Origin of the sequence: Cognatundibacterium luofuense (genome assembly GCF_018139685.1) — a bacterium.
Classification (GTDB): Bacteria; Pseudomonadota; Gammaproteobacteria; order Burkholderiales; family Burkholderiaceae_D; genus Undibacterium; species Undibacterium luofuense.
Window position 1 is genome coordinate 67,678 of record NZ_JAGSPN010000001.1, and the last position, 22,568, is coordinate 90,245.

At 53.4% G+C, this 22,568-nt stretch carries 21 protein-coding genes; 18 read left to right on the top strand and 3 right to left on the bottom strand.

Annotated elements, in window-relative coordinates; genetic code table 11:
• Nucleotides 1-8 precede the first annotated feature (8 nt).
• The gene (locus tag KDM89_RS00295) at nt 9-1,088 is read right to left on the bottom strand and encodes an MBL fold metallo-hydrolase (RefSeq protein WP_212685972.1); all 1,080 of its coding nucleotides are present in this window, start codon (nt 1,086-1,088) and stop codon (nt 9-11) included.
• 164 nt (nt 1,089-1,252) lie between these two features.
• Here KDM89_RS00295 and KDM89_RS00300 point away from each other — a divergent pair, with 164 nt between their 5' ends.
• From KDM89_RS00300 to KDM89_RS00385, 18 genes are all read left to right on the top strand, one after another.
• The gene (locus tag KDM89_RS00300; protein WP_212685973.1) at nt 1,253-1,651 is read left to right on the top strand and encodes a MerR family transcriptional regulator; all 399 of its coding nucleotides are present in this window, start codon (nt 1,253-1,255) and stop codon (nt 1,649-1,651) included.
• Between the two features lie 225 nt (nt 1,652-1,876).
• Entirely contained in the window at nt 1,877-3,061 is a 1,185-nt protein-coding gene (locus KDM89_RS00305) for an isovaleryl-CoA dehydrogenase (protein WP_212685974.1), read from the top strand.
• A gap of 256 nt (nt 3,062-3,317) precedes the next feature.
• The gene (gene aceK, locus KDM89_RS00310; protein WP_212685975.1) at nt 3,318-5,084 is read left to right on the top strand and encodes a bifunctional isocitrate dehydrogenase kinase/phosphatase; all 1,767 of its coding nucleotides are present in this window, start codon (nt 3,318-3,320) and stop codon (nt 5,082-5,084) included.
• A 52-nt stretch (nt 5,085-5,136) separates the two neighbouring features.
• On the top strand, nt 5,137-6,318 hold the full coding sequence (locus tag KDM89_RS00315) for an acetyl-CoA C-acetyltransferase (RefSeq protein WP_212685976.1): 1,182 nt from the start codon (nt 5,137-5,139) through the stop codon (nt 6,316-6,318).
• A 70-nt stretch (nt 6,319-6,388) separates the two neighbouring features.
• Complete coding sequence (locus KDM89_RS00320; RefSeq protein WP_212685977.1) at nt 6,389-7,060, top strand: SDR family oxidoreductase; 672 nt, start codon at nt 6,389-6,391, stop codon at nt 7,058-7,060.
• 26 nt (nt 7,061-7,086) lie between these two features.
• Nucleotides 7,087-8,217 (top strand): acyl-CoA dehydrogenase, encoded by a 1,131-nt coding sequence (locus KDM89_RS00325; RefSeq protein WP_212685978.1) that lies wholly within the window; start codon nt 7,087-7,089, stop codon nt 8,215-8,217.
• Nucleotides 8,218-8,271: 54 nt separating this feature from the next.
• A complete protein-coding gene (locus KDM89_RS00330; RefSeq protein WP_212685979.1) occupies nt 8,272-8,877 on the top strand; it encodes a 2-hydroxychromene-2-carboxylate isomerase in 606 nt (201 codons plus the stop codon).
• 28 nt (nt 8,878-8,905) lie between these two features.
• A complete protein-coding gene (locus tag KDM89_RS00335) occupies nt 8,906-9,307 on the top strand; it encodes a rhodanese-like domain-containing protein (protein ID WP_212685980.1) in 402 nt (133 codons plus the stop codon).
• On the top strand, nt 9,304-9,708 hold the full coding sequence (locus KDM89_RS00340) for a YchJ family protein (RefSeq protein ID WP_212685981.1): 405 nt from the start codon (nt 9,304-9,306) through the stop codon (nt 9,706-9,708). The genes KDM89_RS00335 and KDM89_RS00340 overlap by 4 nt, the downstream gene beginning before the upstream one ends.
• 94 nt (nt 9,709-9,802) lie before the next feature.
• Entirely contained in the window at nt 9,803-11,425 is a 1,623-nt protein-coding gene (locus tag KDM89_RS00345) for a carboxyl transferase domain-containing protein (protein ID WP_212685982.1), read from the top strand.
• 19 nt (nt 11,426-11,444) lie between these two features.
• The gene (locus KDM89_RS00350) at nt 11,445-12,230 is read left to right on the top strand and encodes an enoyl-CoA hydratase/isomerase family protein (RefSeq protein WP_212685983.1); all 786 of its coding nucleotides are present in this window, start codon (nt 11,445-11,447) and stop codon (nt 12,228-12,230) included.
• Nucleotides 12,231-12,426: 196 nt separating this feature from the next.
• Nucleotides 12,427-13,755, top strand: a complete 1,329-nt coding sequence (gene bioA / locus KDM89_RS00355; RefSeq protein ID WP_230427592.1) for an adenosylmethionine--8-amino-7-oxononanoate transaminase — start codon at nt 12,427-12,429, stop codon at nt 13,753-13,755.
• A 47-nt stretch (nt 13,756-13,802) separates the two neighbouring features.
• The gene (bioF, locus tag KDM89_RS00360; RefSeq protein ID WP_212686530.1) at nt 13,803-15,014 is read left to right on the top strand and encodes an 8-amino-7-oxononanoate synthase; all 1,212 of its coding nucleotides are present in this window, start codon (nt 13,803-13,805) and stop codon (nt 15,012-15,014) included.
• On the top strand, nt 15,011-15,706 hold the full coding sequence (gene bioD / locus KDM89_RS00365; RefSeq protein WP_230427593.1) for a dethiobiotin synthase: 696 nt from the start codon (nt 15,011-15,013) through the stop codon (nt 15,704-15,706). The genes bioF and bioD overlap by 4 nt, the downstream gene beginning before the upstream one ends.
• A 10-nt stretch (nt 15,707-15,716) precedes the next feature.
• Nucleotides 15,717-16,739 (top strand): biotin synthase BioB, encoded by a 1,023-nt coding sequence (gene bioB, locus KDM89_RS00370; RefSeq protein WP_212685985.1) that lies wholly within the window; start codon nt 15,717-15,719, stop codon nt 16,737-16,739.
• Nucleotides 16,740-16,873: 134 nt separating this feature from the next.
• Nucleotides 16,874-18,877: an acetyl/propionyl/methylcrotonyl-CoA carboxylase subunit alpha gene (locus tag KDM89_RS00375; RefSeq protein ID WP_212685986.1), complete on the top strand. Its 2,004-nt coding sequence runs from the start codon at nt 16,874-16,876 to the stop codon at nt 18,875-18,877.
• 49 nt (nt 18,878-18,926) lie between these two features.
• The gene (locus tag KDM89_RS00380) at nt 18,927-19,658 is read left to right on the top strand and encodes a pyridoxine 5'-phosphate synthase (RefSeq protein ID WP_212685987.1); all 732 of its coding nucleotides are present in this window, start codon (nt 18,927-18,929) and stop codon (nt 19,656-19,658) included.
• A 19-nt stretch (nt 19,659-19,677) separates the two neighbouring features.
• The gene (locus tag KDM89_RS00385) at nt 19,678-20,595 is read left to right on the top strand and encodes a hydroxymethylglutaryl-CoA lyase (RefSeq protein ID WP_212685988.1); all 918 of its coding nucleotides are present in this window, start codon (nt 19,678-19,680) and stop codon (nt 20,593-20,595) included.
• A 1-nt stretch (nt 20,596) separates the two neighbouring features.
• Here KDM89_RS00385 and KDM89_RS00390 read toward each other — a convergent pair whose 3' ends face one another.
• Both KDM89_RS00390 and KDM89_RS00395 read right to left on the bottom strand, forming a co-directional pair.
• Nucleotides 20,597-21,346, bottom strand: coding sequence for an alpha/beta fold hydrolase (locus tag KDM89_RS00390; protein ID WP_212685989.1), 750 nt, complete (start codon nt 21,344-21,346; stop codon nt 20,597-20,599).
• Between the two features lie 16 nt (nt 21,347-21,362).
• On the bottom strand, nt 21,363-22,373 hold the full coding sequence (locus tag KDM89_RS00395) for a M14 family zinc carboxypeptidase (RefSeq protein WP_212685990.1): 1,011 nt from the start codon (nt 22,371-22,373) through the stop codon (nt 21,363-21,365).
• Between the last annotated feature and the right edge of the window lie 195 nt (nt 22,374-22,568).

Here is a 22,568-nt window from a genome sequence, read left to right on the forward strand (position 1 = left end):
AGTGGGCCTCAGCGCGAACGCATGACGAAACGGATCACACCGTCACTGCCGGTACTGCGCTCCAGTTCGCCGGCAAACCACAAGTAATGCAAGTGCGCGAGTGCTTCGCCAATCGCAAAAGTCAGTTGATGGGCATCCAGCGGACGGCGGAACATCACCGGTACGATATCGCAGGCAGATTGCGGTTCGCGGCAAGCCTGACGCACTTCTTCCAGTCGTTCTGCATGATGATCACGCAGCTGTTGAATTCGGGTATGCAGGCCGCGGAATGGCTTGCCGTGCGAGGGCAGGATCAGTACGTCGTCAGGCAAGCTTTCATATTTACGCAGGGAATCCAGATACTGCGCCACCGGATTAGCTTCCGGTTCAATCGCAAATACCGAAACATTGGTGGAAATGCGCGGCAGCAGCATGTCGCCGGAAATCAGGACATTCCGTTCCGCGCAATACAGAGAGGCATGTTCCGGCGAATGGCCGAAACCGGTAATGATCTGCCAGCGGAAGTTGCCGGTTTGCAGTGGTATGCCTTCCTGCAAGCGATGATAGGCAACCGGAACAGTCGGCACCAGCCTTGAGTAATACGTCTTACGCTCCTGAATCCGGCTTTCCATTTCAGGGCTGGTCAGGCCGTGGCGACGGAAATGCGGGAACATCGCTGAACCATCGGCACCCGGCAATCCGGCAGACATCATGCGGGCAAATGCGTATTCTCCCGCAGTCATCCACAGCGGTGCATTCCACAACTGGCACAGCCAGTCAGCAAGCCCGACATGATCCGGATGACAATGGGTGACCAGTACCCGCAGCACAGGACGTCCGCCGAGCAATTCCTGTGCGCTGGCAAACAGGATTTCCCAGGCATCACGGGTCGTGTCGCTGGCGATGCCGCAGTCCACTACCGTCCAGCCGCGCTGACGGCCATTCGGCGTTTCAAGTTCGTCATCAATCAGCCACAGATTGATGTGGTTCAGTGCAAATGGTAATTCCATGCGCAACCACAGCACGCCGGGTGCTACTTCCAGAGTGCGGCCACGGGCAGGCAGGGTATCGCCAAAAGGGTAGTGCAGTTGCTGTTCCAGCGGGTTCATGCGAATTTCTCAGAGTCGGTGCCTGAATGGCAAAAATATCGGCAGGCGGCAGGACGAATCGCCTACAATGCCTTGATTCTCAAATTGACGTTTACGTAAACTGAAACCAGAATGTACACCGGTTTCCGGCTTTTTTCATCCTTTCGTAACTGTGTTTTACCTCTATGGCGACGTATACCATCACTGAACTGGCACGTGAGTTCGACATTACTCCGCGTGCAATCCGCTTTTACGAAGACCAGGGCTTACTCAGTCCGGCACGTGAAGGCCCGAATGGCCGCAATCGCGTCTACACATCGCGCGACCGCACCCATCTGAAGCTGACACTGCGCGGTAAACGACTGGGCCTGAGCCTGTCGGATATCAAGGCGCTCATCGAAATGTATCAGTCGCCGAAAGACACGGAAGCGCAGCTGAAGAGTTTTCTGGAGGTACTGGCACGTCATCGTGCGACGCTGGAGCAGCAGCGTGAAGATATCGAAATCATGCTCGATGAAATCCGGACACATGAAGAGAAAAGCCATCAGTTACTGCAACAGGTGCACAGCGGCAATGCTGCATGAGGATGGTAAATTGCTATTTTTCTGTCGTCCGGCAGGCACAGCTGAGCTTATGCTTTCGCGGCAGTCGCCGGACGTGGTAAATTGACGTTTACGTTAACGTCAATTAGACGTATGATTTTCGTTTTACTGCTGTAAGCACAGCAGACCCGTATCAGCCACTGCTGCGGACAGTGATCCTGCCGCCCGGTGGTCATAACCAGAATCTAACCAGACAGCGAGGAAGACATGCTCCATTTACCCGGTTTAAGCTTTCAGCACGGTGACGACATTGCAGCACTGCGCGAGGCGGTGCAACAGTTTGCCTCTGCCGAAATTGCGCCACGTGCCGCCGAAATTGACCGCACCGACCAGTTCCCTATGGATCTGTGGAAAAAAATGGGTGACCTCGGCGTACTGGGTATGACCGTCAGCGAAGAATACGGTGGTGCGAATATGGGCTATCTGGCCCACATCATCGTCATGGAAGAAATTTCCCGCGCTTCCGCGTCTGTTGGCTTGTCTTACGGCGCACACTCAAATCTGTGCGTGAACCAGATCAAACGTAACGGCACTAAAGAACAAAAACAAAAATACCTGCCGAAACTGATCTCCGGTGAGCATATCGGCGCGCTTGCGATGTCTGAACCGAATGCCGGTTCCGACGTCGTCAGCATGAAACTGCGTGCTGATCTCAAAGGCGACCGCTATGTGCTGAACGGCAGCAAAATGTGGATCACCAACGGCCCAGACGCAGATACGCTGGTGGTGTACGCAAAAACCGATCTGGAAGCCGGTCCGCGCGGTATCACTGCTTTCCTGATCGAAAAAGGATTTAAAGGCTTTTCCGTTGCTCAGAAACTGGACAAGCTGGGTATGCGCGGTTCCCACACTGGCGAACTGGTGTTTGAAGACTGTGAAGTACCGGCAGAAAACGTGCTGGGTGGCGTTGGTAAAGGTGTTAACGTGCTGATGTCCGGTCTGGACTTCGAACGTGCTGTGTTGTCCGGCGGTCCGCTGGGTATTATGCAAGCCTGTATGGATGTCACCGTACCGTACATCCACGACCGCAAACAATTCGGTCAGTCTATCGGTGAATTCCAGCTGATGCAGGGCAAGATTGCGGATATGTATTCCACCATGATGGCCAGCAAAGCTTATGTGTATGCAGTTGGGCAGGCATGCGACCGTGCTGATAACCCGGATGCAATCCGTGCGCTGCGTAAAGATGCGGCTGGCGCGATTCTGTTTTCCGCTGAAAAAGCGACTTGGCTGGCGGGTGAAACTATTCAGGCGCTGGGCGGTAACGGTTACATCAATGAATACCCTGCAGGCCGTCTGTGGCGTGATGCCAAACTGTACGAAATCGGTGCAGGTACCAGCGAGATCCGCCGCATGCTGATCGGCCGCGAACTGTTCGCAGAAACCCGCTGATCGCGCTTTACAGGAACGGCGGCTGCTGTTCCTGTTCCGGTTTTCCGTGTTTAATCACGAGGTATCTGAGATCATGCCCATGTTGCACATGACACTGTTATCCGACGCTTCTGCAACGGCACGCCGGCGCAGTCCAGCCGGATTGCAGAAAATGGATAGCAAACGATCTTCAGCAGGGCACTTACTGCGTCAGCAAACTGTGATGCAGATGTGCCTGTTATCGTGGCAATCATTGTTACCTTAACCGGAGCTCCGTATGTCGCAGCCGCATTTCCCTAAAATGTTGTCGTCACAGATCGCGTTTGATATCGCGCGGACGATACTCGATGGTTTTGACAAGCATTACCGCTTATTCCGCGAAATCAGTCAGGCTGCCGCAGCGCTGTTCGCGCGCGGAGAATGGCAAACGTTTCAGAACAACGCGCGTGACCGTATTCAGTTTTATGAAAAACGCGTGCGCGAATGTGTTCAGATTCTGGAAGATGAATATGATCCGGCAGATCTGACGGATCAGGTCTGGCGTGAAATCAAACTGCACTATATGGGTTTGCTGACAGACCATCTGCGTCCGGAACTGGCGGAAACGTTTTTCAACTCCGTTTGCACCAAATTACTGAATCGTCACTACTACCACAACGATTTCATTTTTGTCCGGCCCGCCACGGCCACGGAATACATAGAGCAGGACGATACGCCGCCGACGTATCGCGTGTATTACCCGGCGACTGATGGTTTGCGTTTTACGCTGCGCCGTATTGTGACGAATTTTCGCCTGCAGGCAGAGTTTGAGGATTTAGACCGTGATGTCGCACTGGTGGAGGCGCGTTTATTGTCCTGCTTTGGCCAGGATAAACTGGAGCCTAATCATCAGATTCAGGTGCTTGCTAATTTATTTTTCAGAAATAAAGCGGCTTACATCATCGGAAAAGTCATCAACGGTAACCGCGATTATCCGTTTGTGATTCCTGTCATGCATCGTCAGAAAGGCAGACTGGTGCTGGATACGGTGCTGACCGAAGCGATGCAGATCACCATTCTGTTTTCTTTCACACGTGCTTACTTCATGGTGGACATGGAAGTGCCCAGTGCGTATGTGCAATTCGTCCGCAGCATCCTGCCGCGCAAACCGCGCAGCGAAATTTACACGATGCTGGGTTTGCAAAAGCATGGCAAAAACTTGTTCTACCGCGATTTTCTGCACCACCTGAAATACTCTTCCGATCAGATCGCTGCAGCTCCCGGTATTCGTGGGCTGGTGATGCTAGTGTTTGCCCTGCCTTCATTTCCGTATGTGTTCAAGCTGATCAAAGACAGCTTTCCGCCACCGAAAGAAACCACGCGCGAACTGGTACAGGAAAAGTATCAACTGGTCAAAAATCATGACCGCGTTGGCCGTATGGCCGATACGCTGGAATATTCTGATGTCGCATTTCCGCGCTCCCGTTTCTCTGAAGAATTGCTGGCGGAAATTCAGCGCTACGCACCTTCGCTGCTGGAAGTAACACGTGATGAAATTGTGATCCGGCACTTGTATATCGAACGCCGTATGACGCCGCTGAATATCTGGCTGACAGAAGCCGAACAGCGTGGTGATCTGGCAGCGATGGAGCACGGCGTACGTGAGTACGGCAACGCAATCAAAGACCTGATTGCAGCGAATATTTTTCCCGGCGACATGCTGTATAAAAATTTTGGTGTTACGCGCCATGGCCGCGTTGTGTTTTACGACTATGACGAAATCGAATACATCACGGACTGTCATTTCCGTCGTATTCCGGCACCGCGTAATGAAGAGGATGAAATGGCGGCCGAACCCTGGTATCCGGTCGCAAAAAATGATGTATTCCCGGAACAGTTCGGCAGCTTCCTGCTGGGCAATCCGCAAGTCAGACGCTTTTTCCTGCAACACCATGCAGATTTGCTGACACCGGAATACTGGCAGCAGAAACAGGCGCGTATTCAGCAGGGCAAGGTGGAAGATATTTTCCCTTATCCGCAGGAAATCCGTTTTCAACAGATATAAATAAACCGGGCAGCAATGCTCTTTTTTCAGATCCAAATAACAGGAGAACATCATGTCAGACGCTATCGTAATCGTAGGTGCAGCCCGTACCCCGATGGGTGCATTCCAGAGCGATTTTTCTTCCCTGACCGCCAGCCAGCTCGGCGCAGTGGCAATTCGTGCTGCGGTTGAGCGCGCAGGTGTGAAACCTGAACTGGTGGAAGAAGTTTTGTTCGGTAACTGCCTGATGGCAGGTCAGGGTCAGGCACCTGCACGTCAGGCTTTGCTGGCAGCTGGTTTGCCGGTTTCCACCGGTGCGGTAACACTGTCGAAAATGTGTGGTTCTGCCATGAAAACTACCATGATGGCATACGACGCCATTATGGCCGGTGGTAATGAAGTGCTGGTTTCCGGTGGTATGGAATCCATGACTAATGCACCTTACCTGATCCCGAAAGCGCGTGGTGGCTACCGTATCGGTCACGGCATGATGTATGACCACATGATGCTGGATGGGCTGGAAGATGCGTATGACAAAGGCCGTTCTATGGGCACGTTCGCCGAAGAATGTGCAACTAAATACAGCTTTACACGCGAAGAGCAGGATGCATTCGCCATTGCTTCTGTGAAGCGTGCGCAGAATGCACAGAATGAAGGCAAGTTCGACTGGGAAATCGCACCTGTGACAGTTTCCGGCCGCGGTGGCGATACTGTCATCAGCAAAGATGAAGGTCCGCTGAAAGCCAAACTGGACAAAATTCCTGCACTCAAACCGGCATTCAAAAAAGACGGCACGATCACCGCTGCATCTTCTTCCTCGATCAATGACGGCGCAGCAGCGCTGGTACTGATGAAGGAATCCAAAGCCCGTGAACTGGGTCTGACACCACTGGCACGTATTGCCGGTCATGCCAGCCATGCGCAGGAACCGGGCTGGTTCACAACGGCGCCGGTTGGCGCAATGCAAAAGCTGTTTGCAAAAACAGGCTGGGATGTGGACAGCGTTGATCTGTTCGAAATCAACGAGGCATTTGCGGCAGTACCGATGGCGGCAATGCGTGAACTGAATATTCCGCATGAGAAAGTCAATGTGCACGGTGGCGCATGTGCGCTGGGCCATCCTATCGGCGCATCCGGTGCCCGTATCATCGTGACCCTGATTGGCGCGCTGCGTCAGTACGGCAAAAAACGCGGTGTTGCTTCCCTGTGTATCGGTGGTGGTGAAGGTACGGCTGTTGCGATTGAACTGATCTGATTATTCAGATAATTGTTTACAGAAACGCTGCGGCCTTCAGTGCCGCAGCGATAGTTCAGGAATAGTGCAAATGGCAACAGCTCTTATTATCGGCGCATCACGTGGCATCGGTGCGGAACTGGCAAGACAATATGTCGCAGATGGCTGGCGTGTACTGGCGACGGCAAGAACCGAAGCAGATCTGCAGGGGTTGCGCCATTCCGGATGTGAGGCGTTCAAACTGGATGTGACATCGCTGACAGATTGCGCAGGTGCAGGCTGGCATCTGGATGATGAAAAACCGGATCTCGCAATTCTGAATGCAGGTGTTTACGGCCCGCATACCAGCGGATTACAGGCGCCGGATCAGCAAACGTTTGATCGTGTCATGCAAACCAATGTACTGGCTGCAATGCGTCTTTTACCGATGCTGCTGCCGATGACGGATGCCGCAGGTGGCAAGCTGATTGCAGTGTCGTCGGTAATGGCTTCGATAGAAATGCGGCAGAACAGTGCAGGCTGGTTGTACCGCGCCAGTAAAGCAGCGCTGAACTCGGTATTGCGCGATGTTTCATTGCAGACTCAGTCCAGTATCTGTGCTGCGATTCATCCGGGCTGGCTGAAAACCGATATGGGTGGCGCTGGTGCCGACCTTGATGTGACTGAGGGTGTGCAGGCTATACGGCGCACCATTGCTGCGCTGACCCGTGAAGACCATGGTCAGTTTATTGATGCCATTCATCATCAGCCTTTGCGCTGGTAATCAGAAATTTTTCTTCAGGAATACGCATGAACCTCAGTGAAGAACATGAAATGATCCGCGACGCGATTCGCGCCTATGTGCAGGAAAACATTGCACCAAACGCTGCCCGCTGGGACAAAGAACATCATTTCCCGGCTAAAGAGCTGAAAGAGCTGGCGCAGCTCGGTGCTTACGGCGTTGCCGTTCCGGAACAGTATGGCGGTGCAGGCATGGATTATCTGTCGCTGTCGCTGGTTATCGAAGAAATTGCGGCCGGTGACGGCGGTACATCGACGGTGGTATCAGTTAATAACTGCCCGGTGTGCAGCATCGCCATGATGTATGCCAGCGAAGCGCAGAAACAGCAATGGCTGGTGCCGCTGGCAAAAGGTGACATGCTCGGTGCATTTTGTCTGACCGAGCCGCACGCGGGCAGTGATGCAGCCGATCTGAAGACGACTGCGAAGCGCGAAGGTGATGAATACGTACTCAATGGTGTGAAGCAATTTATCACCAGCGGTAAACATGCCGATGTTGCGATTGTGATGGCAGTGACCGACAAGGCTGCCGGTAAAAAAGGTATCAGTGCTTTCTGGGTGCCAACCAACACACCGGGATATGTTGTTGCGGGTCTCGAACATAAAATGGGACAACATTCCTCGGATACTGCTCAGATCATTTTTGAAAACTGCCGCATTCCTGCAGAGAATCTGATCGGACAGGAAGGTATGGGATACAAGATCGCCTTGTCCGGCCTGGAGGGTGGACGCATCGGTATTGCTTCGCAATCGGTCGGTATGGCACGCGCCGCTTTTGAAGCGGCCCTGAGTTACGCAAAAGATCGTCAGAGCTTTGGAAAACCGATATTTGAACATCAGGCAATACAGTTCAAACTGGCCGATATGGCGACGCGCCTTGAAGCTGCCCGTCAGTTAATCTGGCATGCAGCAAGTATGAAAGATGCAGGCAAGCCTTGTCTGAAAGAAGCTGCAATGGCGAAATTGTTTGCTTCTGAAATGGCAGAGCGCGTTTGCTCAGAAGCGATACAGATTCACGGTGGCTATGGCATCGTCAGCGATTTTCCGGTTGAGCGGATTTATCGTGATGTTCGCGTGTGTCAGATTTATGAAGGAACTTCGGAAATTCAGAAAATACTGATTTCCCGTGCACTGGCGTAATTCGTAAATTCCATGTAATCGCAGCAGGTTTCTGAAAAACCGTAAAAGGGGATCATGATGCAGGCAATCGAGTTCTGGTTTGACTTTGTTTCACCTTACGCATACATCGCAGCACAGTCGGTTGAGCAACTGGCTGCGCGTTACGGGCGTACAGTGGACTGGCAACCGGTATTACTTGGCGCGGTATTCCGGGAAACCGGATCAGGTCCCCTGACAATGCGGCCGCCGGTGATGGCAAATTATTTCCGCCATGATTTTGAAAGGTCGGCACGGTTTGCAGGACTGAGTCTGCGTTTGCCCGATAATTTCCCCGTCAGTACACACAACACTGCACGTGTTTGTCTGTGGCTGAAGCAGCAGGCACCGCAGATGACGGGTGAATTTGTGCGCCGGGTGACTTCAGCATATTTTAACGGCGATGTACCGGTGAACGATCCCGTATGGCTGGCTGATATCGTCAGCGGGCTGGGCTTGGATGCTCATTCTGCAGTCGCTGCCTGCGCTGATTCGCACTGGAAAGATGCTTTACGCGAGCAGTGCGAAACCGCAATCGCACGCGGTATCTTCGGTGCGCCGTGGATAGTGGTTGACGGAGAGTCGTTCTGGGGAAATGACCGCCTGCCGCAGGTGGAGCGATGGCTGGCTCAGGGAAGCTTCTGAAGTGAAATATTAACGGAGGAGACGTGCGATGAAAAAAGGCTATAAACAACTGGTAGATGAAGCAACAGCAATGATTCGTACCTACAGTGTTGCTGAAGTGATGTCCCGGCTCGATGATCCGAATATACAACTGATTGATGTGCGCGATATTCGGGAACTCGAACGTGAAGGAATGGTGCCGGGGGCATTTCATGCGCCGCGCGGCATGATTGAATTCTGGGTAGATCCGGAGTCGCCTTATTTCAAACCGGTCTTCGGCGAAAACAAAGAATTCATTTTATTCTGTGCCGCAGGCTGGCGCAGTGCGCTGACCACACGAACCCTGCTGGAAATGGGACTGGAAAAGGTTGCACATATCGACGGTGGATTCGGTGCCTGGAAGGCTGCCGGTGCACCGGTGGTGCAAAAAGAAAGAAAACAAAACGTATGAAGCAAAAAGCAGTAAAGCAAGTAACAAATGCTTGTCCTTGTGGCTCGGGTAAGTCGCTGGATCATTGTTGCGGACCATATATCAGCGGTACCGCAATTGCACCGGATGCAGAGGCACTGATGCGCTCGCGTTATACCGCGTATACGCTCGGCAACGAAGCGTATCTGCGCCTGAGCTGGGATGAGCGTACCTGCCCAAAAGAGCAGATTACTCATGAAGATGCAACACAATGGCTTGGCCTCGAAGTGAAGAAGCACGTACCGGGCGGCGATGAAGCGAGTGTGGAATTTGTGGCGCGCTACAAAATTGCAGGGAAGGCTTACCGTTTGCATGAAGTCAGTCGCTTTGTGCGCTATGACGGACGCTGGTATTACGTAGATGGCCGTTTTCCCGCGAAGTAATGGTAACAGGCCGAAGGAAACTGATCTTCCGCAGGCCTTGGTAACTGACAGGCAATCCTTGTCAGTCAGACTCAGATAAATACACAGAGACAAAATGGCGATTATCGAATCCAAACTGAATGCCCGTTCTGAAGATTTCCGCTTGAATGCTGAAGCGATGCAGCGTGTGGTGGATGACCTCAAACAGAAAATTGCAAAAATTGCCGAAGGCGGAGGTCCGGAAGCACGTCAGAAGCATTTGAATCGCGGGAAATTATTGCCGCGCGACCGTGTTCAAATGCTGCTCGATCCGGGAACGCCGTTTCTGGAATTTTCTCAGCTGGCTGCTTACGGCATGTATCAGGAGAAAAACGGGCAGGATGCAGCACCATCTGCAGGCGTGATTACCGGTATTGGTCGTGTTGCCGGACAGGAATGTGTGATCGTCTGTAATGATGCGACGGTCAAAGGCGGTACGTATTATCCGATGACGGTTAAAAAGCATCTGCGTGCACAGGAAGTTGCTGAGCAAAACAACCTGCCTTGTATTTATCTGGTGGATTCCGGTGGTGCCAATTTGCCGAATCAGGATGAAGTATTCCCGGATCGCGATCACTTCGGACGGATTTTTTACAATCAGGCAAATATGTCTGCCAAAGGCATACCGCAGATCGCAGTCGTTATGGGCTCCTGTACCGCTGGTGGGGCGTATGTGCCGGCGATGAGCGATGAATCTGTTATCGTTAAAAATCAGGGTACGATTTTCCTCGGCGGCCCGCCGCTGGTCAAAGCGGCAACCGGTGAGGTGGTCAGTGCAGAAGATCTGGGCGGTGGTGATGTGCATACCCGCCTGTCCGGTGTCGCGGATCATCTGGCACAAAACGATACGCACGCTTTATCACTGGCACGCACGATTGTTTCGAATCTGAACCGTCAGAAACCGCAAACTGTCGTGACCCGTCCGGTTGAGGAGCCACTGTATCCTTCTTCCGAGCTGTACGGTGTGATTCCTGCGGATACCCGTAAGCCATTTGATGTGCGTGAAGTGATTGCCCGTATTGTTGACGGCTCTCAGTTTGATGAATTTAAAGCGCGCTACGGTACGACGCTGGTTTGTGGCTTTGCGCATATCCATGGCATGCCGGTCGGGATTATTGCGAATAACGGTATTCTGTTTTCCGAATCTGCACTGAAAGGTGCGCACTTCATTGAACTGTGCTGCCAGCGCAAGATTCCGCTGGTGTTCCTGCAGAATATCACCGGCTTTATGGTCGGCCGCAAATACGAAAATGAAGGTATCGCACGTAACGGCGCGAAGATGGTGACGGCGGTGGCAACTGCGAATGTGCCGAAATTCACAGTGATTATCGGCGGCAGTTTCGGCGCGGGTAATTATGGCATGTGCGGCCGCGCATACTCGCCGCGCTTCATGTGGATGTGGCCGAATGCGCGTATTTCCGTGATGGGCGGTGAGCAGGCAGCAAGTGTGCTGGCAACCGTGCGTCGCGATGGTATCGAAGCAAAAGGCGGCAGCTGGAGTGCCGAAGAGGAAGCGGCATTCAAACAACCGATCAAAGATCAGTACGAGGCGCAGGGGCATCCGTATTATGCGTCCGCACGTTTGTGGGACGATGGTGTGATCGATCCTGCAGATACCCGTATGGTGCTGGGGCTGGGGTTATCCGCCGCACTGAACGCACCGATTCCGGATGCGCGTTTTGGTATTTTCCGCATGTAATGCCGGACAGGATAAGAACATGACATTCGAAACACTGGAATTAAAGCGCGAGGGATTTCTGGCCACAGTGACACTGAACCGTCCCGATGTCAGAAATGCGTTTAACGAAACTACAATCGCCGAACTGACACAGGTTTTTCAGTCGCTGGACAGTGGCCCGTCCGTCAGAGTCGTTGTTCTGGCAGCAAACGGGCCGGCATTTTGCGCCGGCGCGGATCTGAACTGGATGAAGAAGATGGCGGATTATACCTATGAGGAAAATCTTGCCGATGCCGGTCAGCTTGCTGCGATGCTGAGTGCAATTTACCACTGCAGCAAGCCAGTCATTGCCCGCGTGCAGGGCGATTGCTACGCCGGTGGTATGGGCTTACTGGCGGCCTGCGATATTGCTGTATCGGCCGATACATCGAATTTCTGCTTATCTGAAGTGAAACTCGGTCTGATCCCTGCCACGATTTCTCCGTATGTGATTCGTGCGATGGGTGAACAGGCTGCACGTCGCTATTTTGTGACGGCTGAACGCTTCAGTGCGCAACAGGCAAAGGCCTGCGGTCTGATCCACGAACTGGTGACGCCGGAATTGCTGGACGAAAAAGTGACCGAACTGGTGCGTCAGATCAGTGCTAACAGTCCGAATGCAGTAATGCAAGCGAAACGTCTGGTGCAAACAGTTGCTGGTCAGACGCTGACACCTGAGCTGGTTGCTGCAACGGTCAAAGGCATTGCCGAAATCCGCGCATCAGATGAAGGGCGGGAAGGCGTACGTTCTTTTCTGGAAAAACGTAAGCCGGGCTGGTTAAGCTGAGTCTGTGAAGAACCGGTTGTAGCGGGAATCCTGCCTTTTGTCAGGAAATACGCCGTAGTTCCTGACGGCGGGCGGTAAAAGCCGGTGTCGCTCAGGGATGGCAGGAAAACTCGCATACAATACGGGTCTTGATGAAAAAGGCGGTTCCGGTGATCAAAGTAAATGCTCACAGTGCCGCCGGAGGCAGGAAGTCACCTTGAATACACAGCAATCCTGGGTAGCACGCAGTCTGCAGTCAGTCTGGCACCCTTGTACCCAAATGCAGCATCACGAAAGTATGCCGCTGATCCCTCTCAGTCACGGACGTGGTCCGTGGCTGTATGACATGGATGGCAAGCGTTATTACGATGCAGTCAGCTCCTGGTGGGTCAATCTGTTCGGTCATGCTAATCCGCGTATTGGTAATGCTCTCAAGCAACAGCTCGATCAGTTAGAGCACGCGATGCTGGCCGGTTTCACACATGAACCGGTGATTCAGTTGTCAGAACGCTTATCCGCGCTGACGAATCACCAGCTTGGTCATTGTTTTTATGCATCGGACGGTGCATCAGCGACGGAAATTGCCCTGAAGATGAGTTTTCATTTCTGGCGCAATCATGGCAACACGGAAAAGCAGGAATTTATCTGTCTGAAAGGCAGTTACCACGGTGAAACCGTTGGTGCGCTGGCGGTAACGGATGTCAGTTTATTCCGGGAAGCGTATGGTCCTATGCTGCAGAGAGCACATGTGATCGCCTCGCCGGATGCGCGTCAGGCAGCAGAAGGTGAAACCGCGTTGCAAGTCGCAGAGCGTGCGCTGGCAGAAGCGGAAGCGCTGATGCTGCAGCGTGAAGGCCGCATTGCCGCCATTATTGTTGAGCCGCTGATACAGTGTGCTACCGGTATGGCGATGTACGATGTTGCCTATCTGCAGGGCTTGCGCCGTTTGTGTGACCGCTATCAGATTCATCTGATAGCCGATGAAATTGCAGTGGGTTGCGGACGTACAGGTACTTTTTTTGCCTGTGAACAGGCGGAAATCTGGCCGGACTTTATCACGCTGTCCAAAGGCATCAGCGGTGGTTATTTGCCGCTGAGTCTGGTGATGACGACGGATACTGTATATCAGGCCTTCTATGACCAGGATATACGGCGCGGTTTTCTGCATTCGCATTCGTATACCGGCAATGCGCTGGCATGCCGCGCTGCAATGGCGACGCTGGATATTTTTGAAGAAGATCAGGTTTTGCAGAGCAATGTACTGAAAGCACAGGAGTTATCGTTTGCGTTTGCACCGTTCGCCGCAATGCCTGAAGTAAAGCATTTACGTCAGCGCGGCATGATACTCGCGTTTGATGTGCAGACAACAGCAGAGCAGAGCCGTGATTTCTCCAGACGGTTTTTTACGACGGCGCTGCAGCACGAATGTCTGATCCGTCCGATCGGGAATACGGTGTATCTGATGCCGCCGTATGTGATGAACAGTGAAGAAATTCAGTGGCTGGCCAGTACCACGAAACAGGTTTTACACGAGGTTTTAGTATGAAGCGAGAACAGCAGGCCGTACAGGCTGCAGTTCCGGAAGCAGCAGGGATGCCTCTGCTGCAGGATTTGCAAGCGCAGTTAAATGAACTGGATGAGCAGCACTTGCTGCGTCAGCGTCGCACGGTGGATCAGGTGCGCGGCGCGCACTATAAAACTGACGGGCAGAATTTACTCGGTTTCTGCAGTAATGATTATCTGGGTCTCGCAACGCATCCGGCTGTTGTACAAGCCTTGCAGGAAGGTGCAGCCAAATACGGCGCAGGCAGTGGCGCATCGCATCTGATCAGTGGTCACAGCCGCGCACACGCTGCACTTGAAGAGCAACTGGCAGCGTGGATGTCGCCGTGCATCGATCAGGCGCGGGCATTGTATTTCTGCACTGGTTATATGGCGAATCTGGCAGTGATTACGGCGCTCAGCGGTAAAGATGCTGCAGTATTTTCTGAAGAGCTGAATCATGCATCGATCATTGATGCGGTACGTCTTTCGCGCGCCGAAACATCGATATTCCGTCATGGTGACCTGACTCAGCTGGAACAGCAATTGCAGGCGTGTACCCGCCATAAAAAGCTGGTGGTGACGGACAGTGTATTTAGCATGGATGGCAATATTGCAGATATTCCAGCCTTGCTGCGTTTGTGCGAGCAATATGATGCCTGGCTGGTGGTTGATGATGCGCACGGATTCGGCGTGCTCGGTGAGCACGGACGCGGTGTACTGGAACATTTTTCTTTGCGCTCGCCGAATCTGATTTACATGGGCACACTTGGTAAGGCCGCCGGTGTCGGTGGCGCATTTGTTGCAGCCCATGAGACCGTGATTGAGTGGCTGATTCAGAAAGCCAGACCGTATATTTATACCACCGCTGCAGCACCGGCACTGGCACATGCGTTGCAAACCAGTATTGCGCTGATCAGCGGTGATGAGGGACAGCAACGTCGTCAGCATTTACGTCAGCTGATCCGCATGTTCAGTAATGGTCTGAATTTACGCGACTGGACATTATTGTCCTCGCAAACGGCAATTCAGCCTGTGGTGATTGGTGAAAACGCGGCAATGCTGCAGGCGGCAGATACTTTAAGGAAGCAGGGTTACTGGGTTGGTGCGATCCGTCCGCCTACAGTCCCTGTCGGAACTGCACGTCTGCGTGTCACGCTGACCGCAGCGCATCAGATTGCGGATGTGCATATGCTGGTGCAGGCAATGAATCGTATGAACCAGATGGCATATATTGCTCAGTGCTTTGCAGAGGTGGCATGAGTATGCGGCAACACGATTATTTTATTACCGGCACAGATACGGAAATCGGTAAAACCTTTGTCACCAGCGCTTTACTGCAGGCTTTCAGCCAGCAGGGTATCTCCAGTCTGGGACTGAAGCCGATTGCGTCCGGTGCTGAATTGCGCGACGGTATATGGCATAACGAGGATGTGGACAGCCTGATGCAGGCGTCCAGTGTGAAACGCAGCCAGTCCGAAGTCTGCCCCTATCTGATGCAAACACCGGCAGCTCCTCATATCGTGGCCGCCCGGGAGAATGTCCGGCTTGATCCGCAAGTCATTGTGCAGGCGTATCAGCAGGCAACAATGCATGCAGACGCCGTCATGGTCGAAGGTGTCGGCGGTTTTCATGTGCCATTGCTGGACGATCTGAGTACGGCTGATCTGGCGCAGCAACTGAATTTGCCGGTGATACTGGTGGTAGGAATGCGTCTGGGTTGTATTAATCATGCATTACTGACTGCGGAAGCGATTGCTGCACGCGGTCTGCGCCTGGCGGGCTGGGTTGCAAATACTGTCGATACCGCCATGCTGTTTCAGGCTGAAAATATTGAAGCATTACAGAAGCGGATACATGTGCCCATGCTTGGGCATATACCGCGTCTGCACGATGCGGCGCCGCTGGCATGGGCTAAGGCCGGTGCCTGTCTGGATCTGAATTTACTGAAGTAAAGGAATAACTATGCAAGCTGAAAATCAACAAACTCTGCACTTTCAGGCTCCGGTACGCCAGATCGAAGCAGAAACCTGGCCTGTCGATGAAGTGATGGCATTGTTTGACCTGCCATTTACCGATCTGATGCACAAGGCACAAACCACGCACCGTGCTAACTTCCCGGATGGTGATGTAGAGCTGGCGACGCTGCTATCGATTAAAACCGGTGGTTGCGAAGAGGATTGCGGTTATTGTCCGCAGGCCGCGCGTTACGACACCGGTGTCGAAGCGAAAAAAATTCTGGATGTACGTGAAGTGCTGGATGCAGCAAAAGCTGCCCGTGAAAACGGTGCGACTCGTTTCTGTATGGGGGCTGCATGGCGTTCGCCAAAAGACCGCGACATCGAGAAAGTCGAAACCATGGTGCGCGAAGTCAAGGCACTGGGTCTGGAAACCTGCGCCACACTGGGTATGCTGAAAGAAGAACAGGCGCAACGTCTGGCAGCCGCCGGTCTGGATTACTACAACCATAATCTTGATACCGCGCCGGAGTTTTACGACAAGGTGATTTCCACCCGTGAATATCAGGATCGTCTGGATACGCTGGGTCATGTCCGCAGCGCGGGTCTGAAAGTTTGCTGTGGCGGTATCGTCGGTATGGGTGAAAGCCGCCGTCAGCGCGCAGGTCTTATTTCTCAGCTGGCGAATCTGAATCCGTATCCGGAATCCGTGCCGGTCAACCATCTGGTACAGGTCGAAGGCACGCCATTACACGGTTTGCCACCGCTGGATCCGCTGGAATTTGTACGCACGATTGCGGTTGCCCGTATCACGATGCCAAAAGCACGTGTCCGCTTATCCGCTGGCCGCCGCGAACTGGGCGAAGCGGTGCAGGCAATGTGTTTCCTCGCCGGTGCGAATTCGATTTTCTACGGTGACAAATTGCTGACAACCGACAATCCTGAAGCCGAAGACGACCGCGTTCTGCTGGACAAGCTCGGTCTGAAAACCCGCAACAAAATTGAAAGCAAATCAGGCAGCTGCAGCTGATTCTGATCAATATCCGCACGGATGGTTCGTTCCCTGATAACCGGATTTCACCAGCCACAAGCTGCTGTGATCCGGTTAACGCAGGCAAGAGATAAAGCATTTCTAACCAGATAACGATAAAGAAAGCGAGATACATGTTTACCAAAATCCTGATCGCCAATCGCGGCGAAATTGCATGCCGTGTTGCTGCTACTGCACGCCGTATGGGTATCCGTACGGTTGCTGTCTATTCAGAAGCAGATGCCGGTGCAAAACACGTCGCCGTCTGCGATGAGGCAGTGTGCATTGGACCTGCTGCAGCGAAAGAAAGCTATCTGCGTGCAGAAAAGCTGATCGAAGTGGCGCTGGCAACCGGCGCGCAGGCGATTCATCCCGGATATGGTTTCTTGTCTGAAAACGCGGAATTTGCAAAAGCTTGTGCCGAAAAAGGGCTGGTTTTTATCGGCCCGCCTGCCAGCGCGATTGATGCGATGGGCAGTAAGTCTGCCGCAAAAGCACTGATGGAAAAAGCCGGTGTGCCGCTGGTTCCCGGCTACCACGGAGATCAGCAGGATACGGCCTTCCTGAATGCGCAGGCTGATGCAATCGGCTATCCGGTATTGCTGAAAGCCAGTGCCGGTGGCGGTGGTAAAGGCATGCGTGTCGTCGAAAAATCGGCAGATTTCGCGGATGCGCTGGCCTCGTGCAAACGTGAAGCGATCAATTCGTTTGGCGACGATAAAGTGCTGGTGGAAAAATATCTGCAGCGTCCGCGCCATATCGAGATTCAGGTATTTGCAGATACCCATGGCAATTGCGTGTATCTGTTTGAGCGTGATTGCTCGGTGCAGCGCCGCCATCAGAAAGTGATTGAAGAAGCACCGGCCCCGGGTATGACTGCAGAACGTCGTCAGGCGATGGGTGAAGCTGCGGTAGCTGCTGCACGTGCCGTTGGCTATGTCGGTGCAGGAACAGTGGAATTTATCGCGAATCAGGAAGGTAGTTTCTATTTCATGGAAATGAATACCCGATTGCAGGTGGAGCATCCGGTCACTGAAATGATTACCGGTACCGATCTGGTTGAATGGCAGTTAAGAGTTGCAGCAGGTGAACAACTGCCTGCTCAGCAAGCCGCACTGCAGATCAACGGCCATGCGATTGAAGCCCGTATCTACGCAGAAAATCCGGAAAAAGGCTTTTTGCCATCGATCGGTACACTGAAATATCTGCGCACGCCTGAAGCTGTGGAATTCAGTCTGGGGCAGGGTAATGAACCGGCTGCTTTCCGTATCGACAGCGGTGTCCGTGAAGGCGATACGATTTCGCCATTCTATGATCCGATGATCGCCAAAATGATAGTCTGGGGCAAAGACCGCACCGAAGCACTGGCGCGTATGCGGCAGGCGCTGGCGCAATACCGCATTGTCGGCTTGCATACGAATATCGCTTTCCTGTCGCGGCTGATGCATTCCGCACCGTTCACACAGGCGGATCTGGATACCGGTCTGATCGAACGTCATCACGACAGTCTGTTCCCGGCAGCAGTGCCACCGACAGCAGCAGTGCTGGCGCTGGCAGTGGCAGGTTTGTTACAGAACGAGCAGCAGGCCGGTTCCGATCCGTGGCAGAGCAGCCACGGCTGGCGTATGAATCTGCCGCTGATCCGCACGCTGAATTTCAGCGAAGAAGAACAGCAGATTGCGGTCAGCCTGCAATACGGTGCCGGCGGTGCGCATCAGTTACAGGCGGGTGATACAAAGTGCGCGATGCAAATCCGTCAAGCACAAGCAGGTCAGATTCAGTTAAGTCTGGATGCGCATACGATCAGCGGTGAAGTGATCTGGGATGGTGAGAAAGTACATGTGTTCACGGGTGGACAGCATACAGAATTGCATTATCACGATCCGCTGGCACATGCCGGTGATGCCGAAGCCGAAGGCGGGCGTCTGACAGCACCGATGCCGGGGAAAATCGTTGCGGTCATGACAGAAAAAGGGCGTGCCGTGAAAAAAGGCGAACCTTTGCTGATCATGGAAGCCATGAAAATGGAGCATACGATCTCTGCACCGCATGACGGTGAAATTGCCGAGATTCTGTATGCGGTCGGCGACCAGGTCAGTGAAGGCGCACAGTTACTGGCTTTTGCCCAAACGCATTAATTGTTGAACGCGGCCTGCCTGCAGGCCGCAGCAGAAAGGAAATCGCAGCATGACCTTGTTATCAGTGAATATTAATAAAGTAGCGCTGATCCGCAATTCGCGCGGACGCAACTATCCGGATGTGGCAGCGTTTGCTGCACGTTGTCTGGATCTGGGAGCGGCGGGCGTTACGCTGCATCCGCGTCCTGATCAGCGTCATGCACGTTACAGCGATGTGGAAACCCTGGGTGCATTGTGTCAGGCACGCGGGGTTGAACTGAATGTGGAAGGATATCCTACACGTGAGTTTATGGATGTGGTGATTGCAGCCCGTCCGGCGCAATGTACTTTGGTGCCGGATGAACCGGGTCAGCTGACTTCGGATCATGGCTGGGATTTACGCCGCCATGAAAAGCAATTGCGTGAAGTGATTGCAGAACTCAGTGCGCACGGCATACGCAGCAGTTTATTTGTTGATTACGATAATGCAGATATTCCTTTTGCACGTGAACTCGGTGCCGACCGTGTTGAGCTGTACACCGAACCGTACGCAGAAACCTATGGTCAGCCTGAAAATGCGGCAATCTGGCAGGGGTTTGCTGATGCTGCGAAGCTCGCACAGGATGCCGGACTGGGTGTGAATGCCGGTCACGATCTGAATCTGGAAAATCTCGGACGCTTCCTGCAGATTCCGGGCATTCTGGAAGTTTCCATTGGTCATGCGATTGTGGTCGAATGTCTGGAGATGGGTGTGCAGCAAGTGATGCAAGCTTATCAGTCCATTATTCAGGCAGCAGCCTGAAATTTCAGCGGAGAAAATCATGTCTGCGACCTTACCTGAATACGTCAAACTGGTGGAAGTCGGCCCGCGCGACGGATTGCAAAATGAAAAAGAAGCGATTCCTGCCGAAGTCAAAATTGAGCTGGTGAATCGTCTGAGTAATGCCGGATTTGCCAACATTGAAGCGGCATCGTTTGTATCGCCGAAATGGGTGCCGCAGATGGCGACTTCAGCGGAAGTGATGGCAGGTATTACCCGTCGTGAAGGCACGATTTATTCTGCGCTGACACCGAATATGAAGGGCTTCGAAGCAGCGCTCGCTGCCGGTGCCGCAGAAGTAGTGATTTTCAGTTCCGCATCGGAAGCCTTCGCACAAAAAAATATCAACTGTTCGATAGAAGAATCGATTGCCCGTTTTCAGGATGTGGCTGCGGCTGCCAAAGCAAATGGCATTCGTCTGCGCGGCAGTATCAGTTGTTCTTTCGGTTGCCCGTATCAGGGCAGCGTTGCACCTGCTGCGGTGGCAGATGTGGTGCGCCGTATGCGTGATCTGGGCTGTGATGAAATCGATATTGCGGACACCATTGGTACCGGTACCGCGCGCCATGTACAGCAAGTGATGCAGACCGTGTCTTCGGAATTTCCGCTGACACAAATTGCCGGTCATTTCCATGATACTTACGGTCAGGCACTGGCGAATATTTACGCCAGTCTGGAAGCCGGTGTCACCATTTTCCATTCCAGCGTTGCGGGTCTCGGTGGCTGCCCGTATGCCAAAGGGGCAACCGGTAATGTGGCAACGGAAGATGTGCTGTATTTGCTGCACGGACTGGGTATACGCACCGGTATCGATCTGGATCAGGTTGTGGATGCCGGGCAGTTTATCTCGGCCCATCTTGGCCGTCCTGCAGCCAGCCGCGCAGGAAATGCACTGGCCGCTAAACGCCGCGCTGACTGAGTCAGGGCGAACTTGCCCACTGACGTATCTGGTGGATGATCCAGTCCGGATCATCCAGCGGTAAATCGTGCCCGGCATCAGGGTGGACGGCGCAACTGGCTTTCCAGTGCTGCGCCAGACTCAGGCTGCAGCCGGGGTCAACCAGCCGGTCTTTGGCGCCTGCGAGTATCAGTAAAGGGACTGCCGGTGTTTGCCGCGGCGCATGAAAGCGAATGGCCGCACTGAGCTGGCGCAGGGCGTTTTTACGGGTTACCGGATATTCCTGCGCATAGCTGCTGAAGCGATCCAGTACAGCGGGATTTTGCTGATGATGCTGGCTGGTCAGGCTCAGTAATAAACGCTCCCTTTGCGCAGGCTGACGTTGCCACAGCTGAGCCAGTAAGGCCGGATAATTTTCCGGCTTCAGCCGCCGGTAAAACGGATGATATCCGGCGAGGCTGGTATTGATCAGCACCAGTCTGCGCACTTCGTGCGGAAAACGGCTGATCCAGTCGGTGGCGACCATGCCGCCCAGTGAAATTGCAATCACACTGACCGGTTGCTGATCAGCATTTTCGCGTTTCAGTTCTTCTCTGAGAAAATCCGTCATGGCGCTGATGCGGGTCGGACTGGTTTCTTGCCAGCGGCTGCCATTGCCGGGGAAATCCGGTGTCAGTATTCTTTCATCCGGATACGCAGCAGCCAGCCGTGCGGGAAAATTTTCCCAGTGCCTTTGTTCACGCATCAGTCCGCGCAATAAAACCCAGGTCATCGCTTCTTAGCTCCGTTCAGGGATTGAACCAGCGGCGTACAGCTTGCTCCTGCAAGCGCAGCCGCCGTGGACCGCTGGCTTGCCAGCTCTGGTAACCGCAGCTCGCGCGCATTAAAAAATCCAGCCAGGAAGTATGACGCCGTAATACGCGGTGCAGCCGGTGTTCAGCAACCGGATTAAACATGCCCAGTCTGGAAAATAACTGGCGCGGATTTTTTTTGACCCACAGCCACGAACCCATTTCCAGCGTCAGTGGCAGAAAACAATGCTGCGGCTGTTGCAGCGCTTCCAGATATAAATAATCCCAGATATCACCATGCGTGCGGTATTGCAGGCTTTGTGGCTCGAACAGATAACGGTGACTGGGGTGAGTTTGTTCAAATAATTCTTCCAGCGCGATGACTTCGGCCAGATGCGGAATCGGATCTGCCGTATGTGCCAGCGGAAACCAGACGCGGTCACGCAAGCCAAAGCCGGAATGGCAATCGATGGCCAGACTGAATGGACGCCCCATCAGCTCCTGACGGACAGTTTCCGCCAGCACCAGATTTTCGGCTTCCATTTCCTGTCCGGCGGGGCCGCGATACCACGGCAGGATCTTGCTGACGCGGTGCCCGCCCAGCAGCAACGGTACTTTTTCGCGCGCTTCCACCGGTGAGTTACGCATCAGATCGACCCCGTTCGGGTTAGCGCGCGTACCCAGCCACATGCCGCCGGGATTGATGAGAGGAATAAACACAATCCGGATATGTTCCAGCATATGCTGCAGACTCACATCCCAGCGCAGGCGCGATAAGGTGCCGCGCAGAAATGCCAGTAATACCTGAGTACCGATGCGTTCCAGTCCGTGTATGCCGCCGAAAAAGCCAATCGCAGGCAGTGAAGGATCCGGATTGCCGAGCGCAATTTTATACACCGGAAAACGCTTATGTTTCGTCAGTACATGACAAAGCACACTGACATCAGCATGGTGCCCTGACTGATGCAGGATGGTTTCCAGTTCACGTAATTCAGGCAGTGATGGCATGAGCAAAACGCATTTCAAATGGAATTTGTACCGTGCCGCAGGTAGCCAGCTAATCCGGTTTTTGCAAGCGTTTGCATTGTACGTGCGCCGCATTGGTGCAACCGGAGGATACCCATTGTGGCATTAATGGCGGTGTTTGTTCAGTTTTGTTGTCGGTTTGCCTCAGCTTTGTGCAGCCTGGCTCAGGAAAAACAG

Bases quoted from the DNA above. Each gene is read 5' to 3' on its own strand.
- KDM89_RS00295 (WP_212685972.1), bottom strand. From the start codon at position 1,088: ATGAACCCGCTGGAACAGCAACTGCACTACCCTTTTGGCGATACCCTG.
- KDM89_RS00300 (WP_212685973.1), top strand. From the start codon at position 1,253: ATGGCGACGTATACCATCACTGAACTGGCACGTGAGTTCGACATTACT.
- KDM89_RS00305 (WP_212685974.1), top strand. From the start codon at position 1,877: ATGCTCCATTTACCCGGTTTAAGCTTTCAGCACGGTGACGACATTGCA.
- aceK (WP_212685975.1), top strand. From the start codon at position 3,318: ATGTCGCAGCCGCATTTCCCTAAAATGTTGTCGTCACAGATCGCGTTT.
- KDM89_RS00315 (WP_212685976.1), top strand. From the start codon at position 5,137: ATGTCAGACGCTATCGTAATCGTAGGTGCAGCCCGTACCCCGATGGGT.
- KDM89_RS00320 (WP_212685977.1), top strand. From the start codon at position 6,389: ATGGCAACAGCTCTTATTATCGGCGCATCACGTGGCATCGGTGCGGAA.
- KDM89_RS00325 (WP_212685978.1), top strand. From the start codon at position 7,087: ATGAACCTCAGTGAAGAACATGAAATGATCCGCGACGCGATTCGCGCC.
- KDM89_RS00330 (WP_212685979.1), top strand. From the start codon at position 8,272: ATGATGCAGGCAATCGAGTTCTGGTTTGACTTTGTTTCACCTTACGCA.
- KDM89_RS00335 (WP_212685980.1), top strand. From the start codon at position 8,906: ATGAAAAAAGGCTATAAACAACTGGTAGATGAAGCAACAGCAATGATT.
- KDM89_RS00340 (WP_212685981.1), top strand. From the start codon at position 9,304: ATGAAGCAAAAAGCAGTAAAGCAAGTAACAAATGCTTGTCCTTGTGGC.
- KDM89_RS00345 (WP_212685982.1), top strand. From the start codon at position 9,803: ATGGCGATTATCGAATCCAAACTGAATGCCCGTTCTGAAGATTTCCGC.
- KDM89_RS00350 (WP_212685983.1), top strand. From the start codon at position 11,445: ATGACATTCGAAACACTGGAATTAAAGCGCGAGGGATTTCTGGCCACA.
- bioF (WP_212686530.1), top strand. From the start codon at position 13,803: ATGCCTCTGCTGCAGGATTTGCAAGCGCAGTTAAATGAACTGGATGAG.
- bioD (WP_230427593.1), top strand. From the start codon at position 15,011: ATGAGTATGCGGCAACACGATTATTTTATTACCGGCACAGATACGGAA.
- bioB (WP_212685985.1), top strand. From the start codon at position 15,717: ATGCAAGCTGAAAATCAACAAACTCTGCACTTTCAGGCTCCGGTACGC.
- KDM89_RS00375 (WP_212685986.1), top strand. From the start codon at position 16,874: ATGTTTACCAAAATCCTGATCGCCAATCGCGGCGAAATTGCATGCCGT.
- KDM89_RS00380 (WP_212685987.1), top strand. From the start codon at position 18,927: ATGACCTTGTTATCAGTGAATATTAATAAAGTAGCGCTGATCCGCAAT.
- KDM89_RS00385 (WP_212685988.1), top strand. From the start codon at position 19,678: ATGTCTGCGACCTTACCTGAATACGTCAAACTGGTGGAAGTCGGCCCG.
- KDM89_RS00390 (WP_212685989.1), bottom strand. From the start codon at position 21,346: ATGACCTGGGTTTTATTGCGCGGACTGATGCGTGAACAAAGGCACTGG.
- KDM89_RS00395 (WP_212685990.1), bottom strand. From the start codon at position 22,373: ATGCCATCACTGCCTGAATTACGTGAACTGGAAACCATCCTGCATCAG.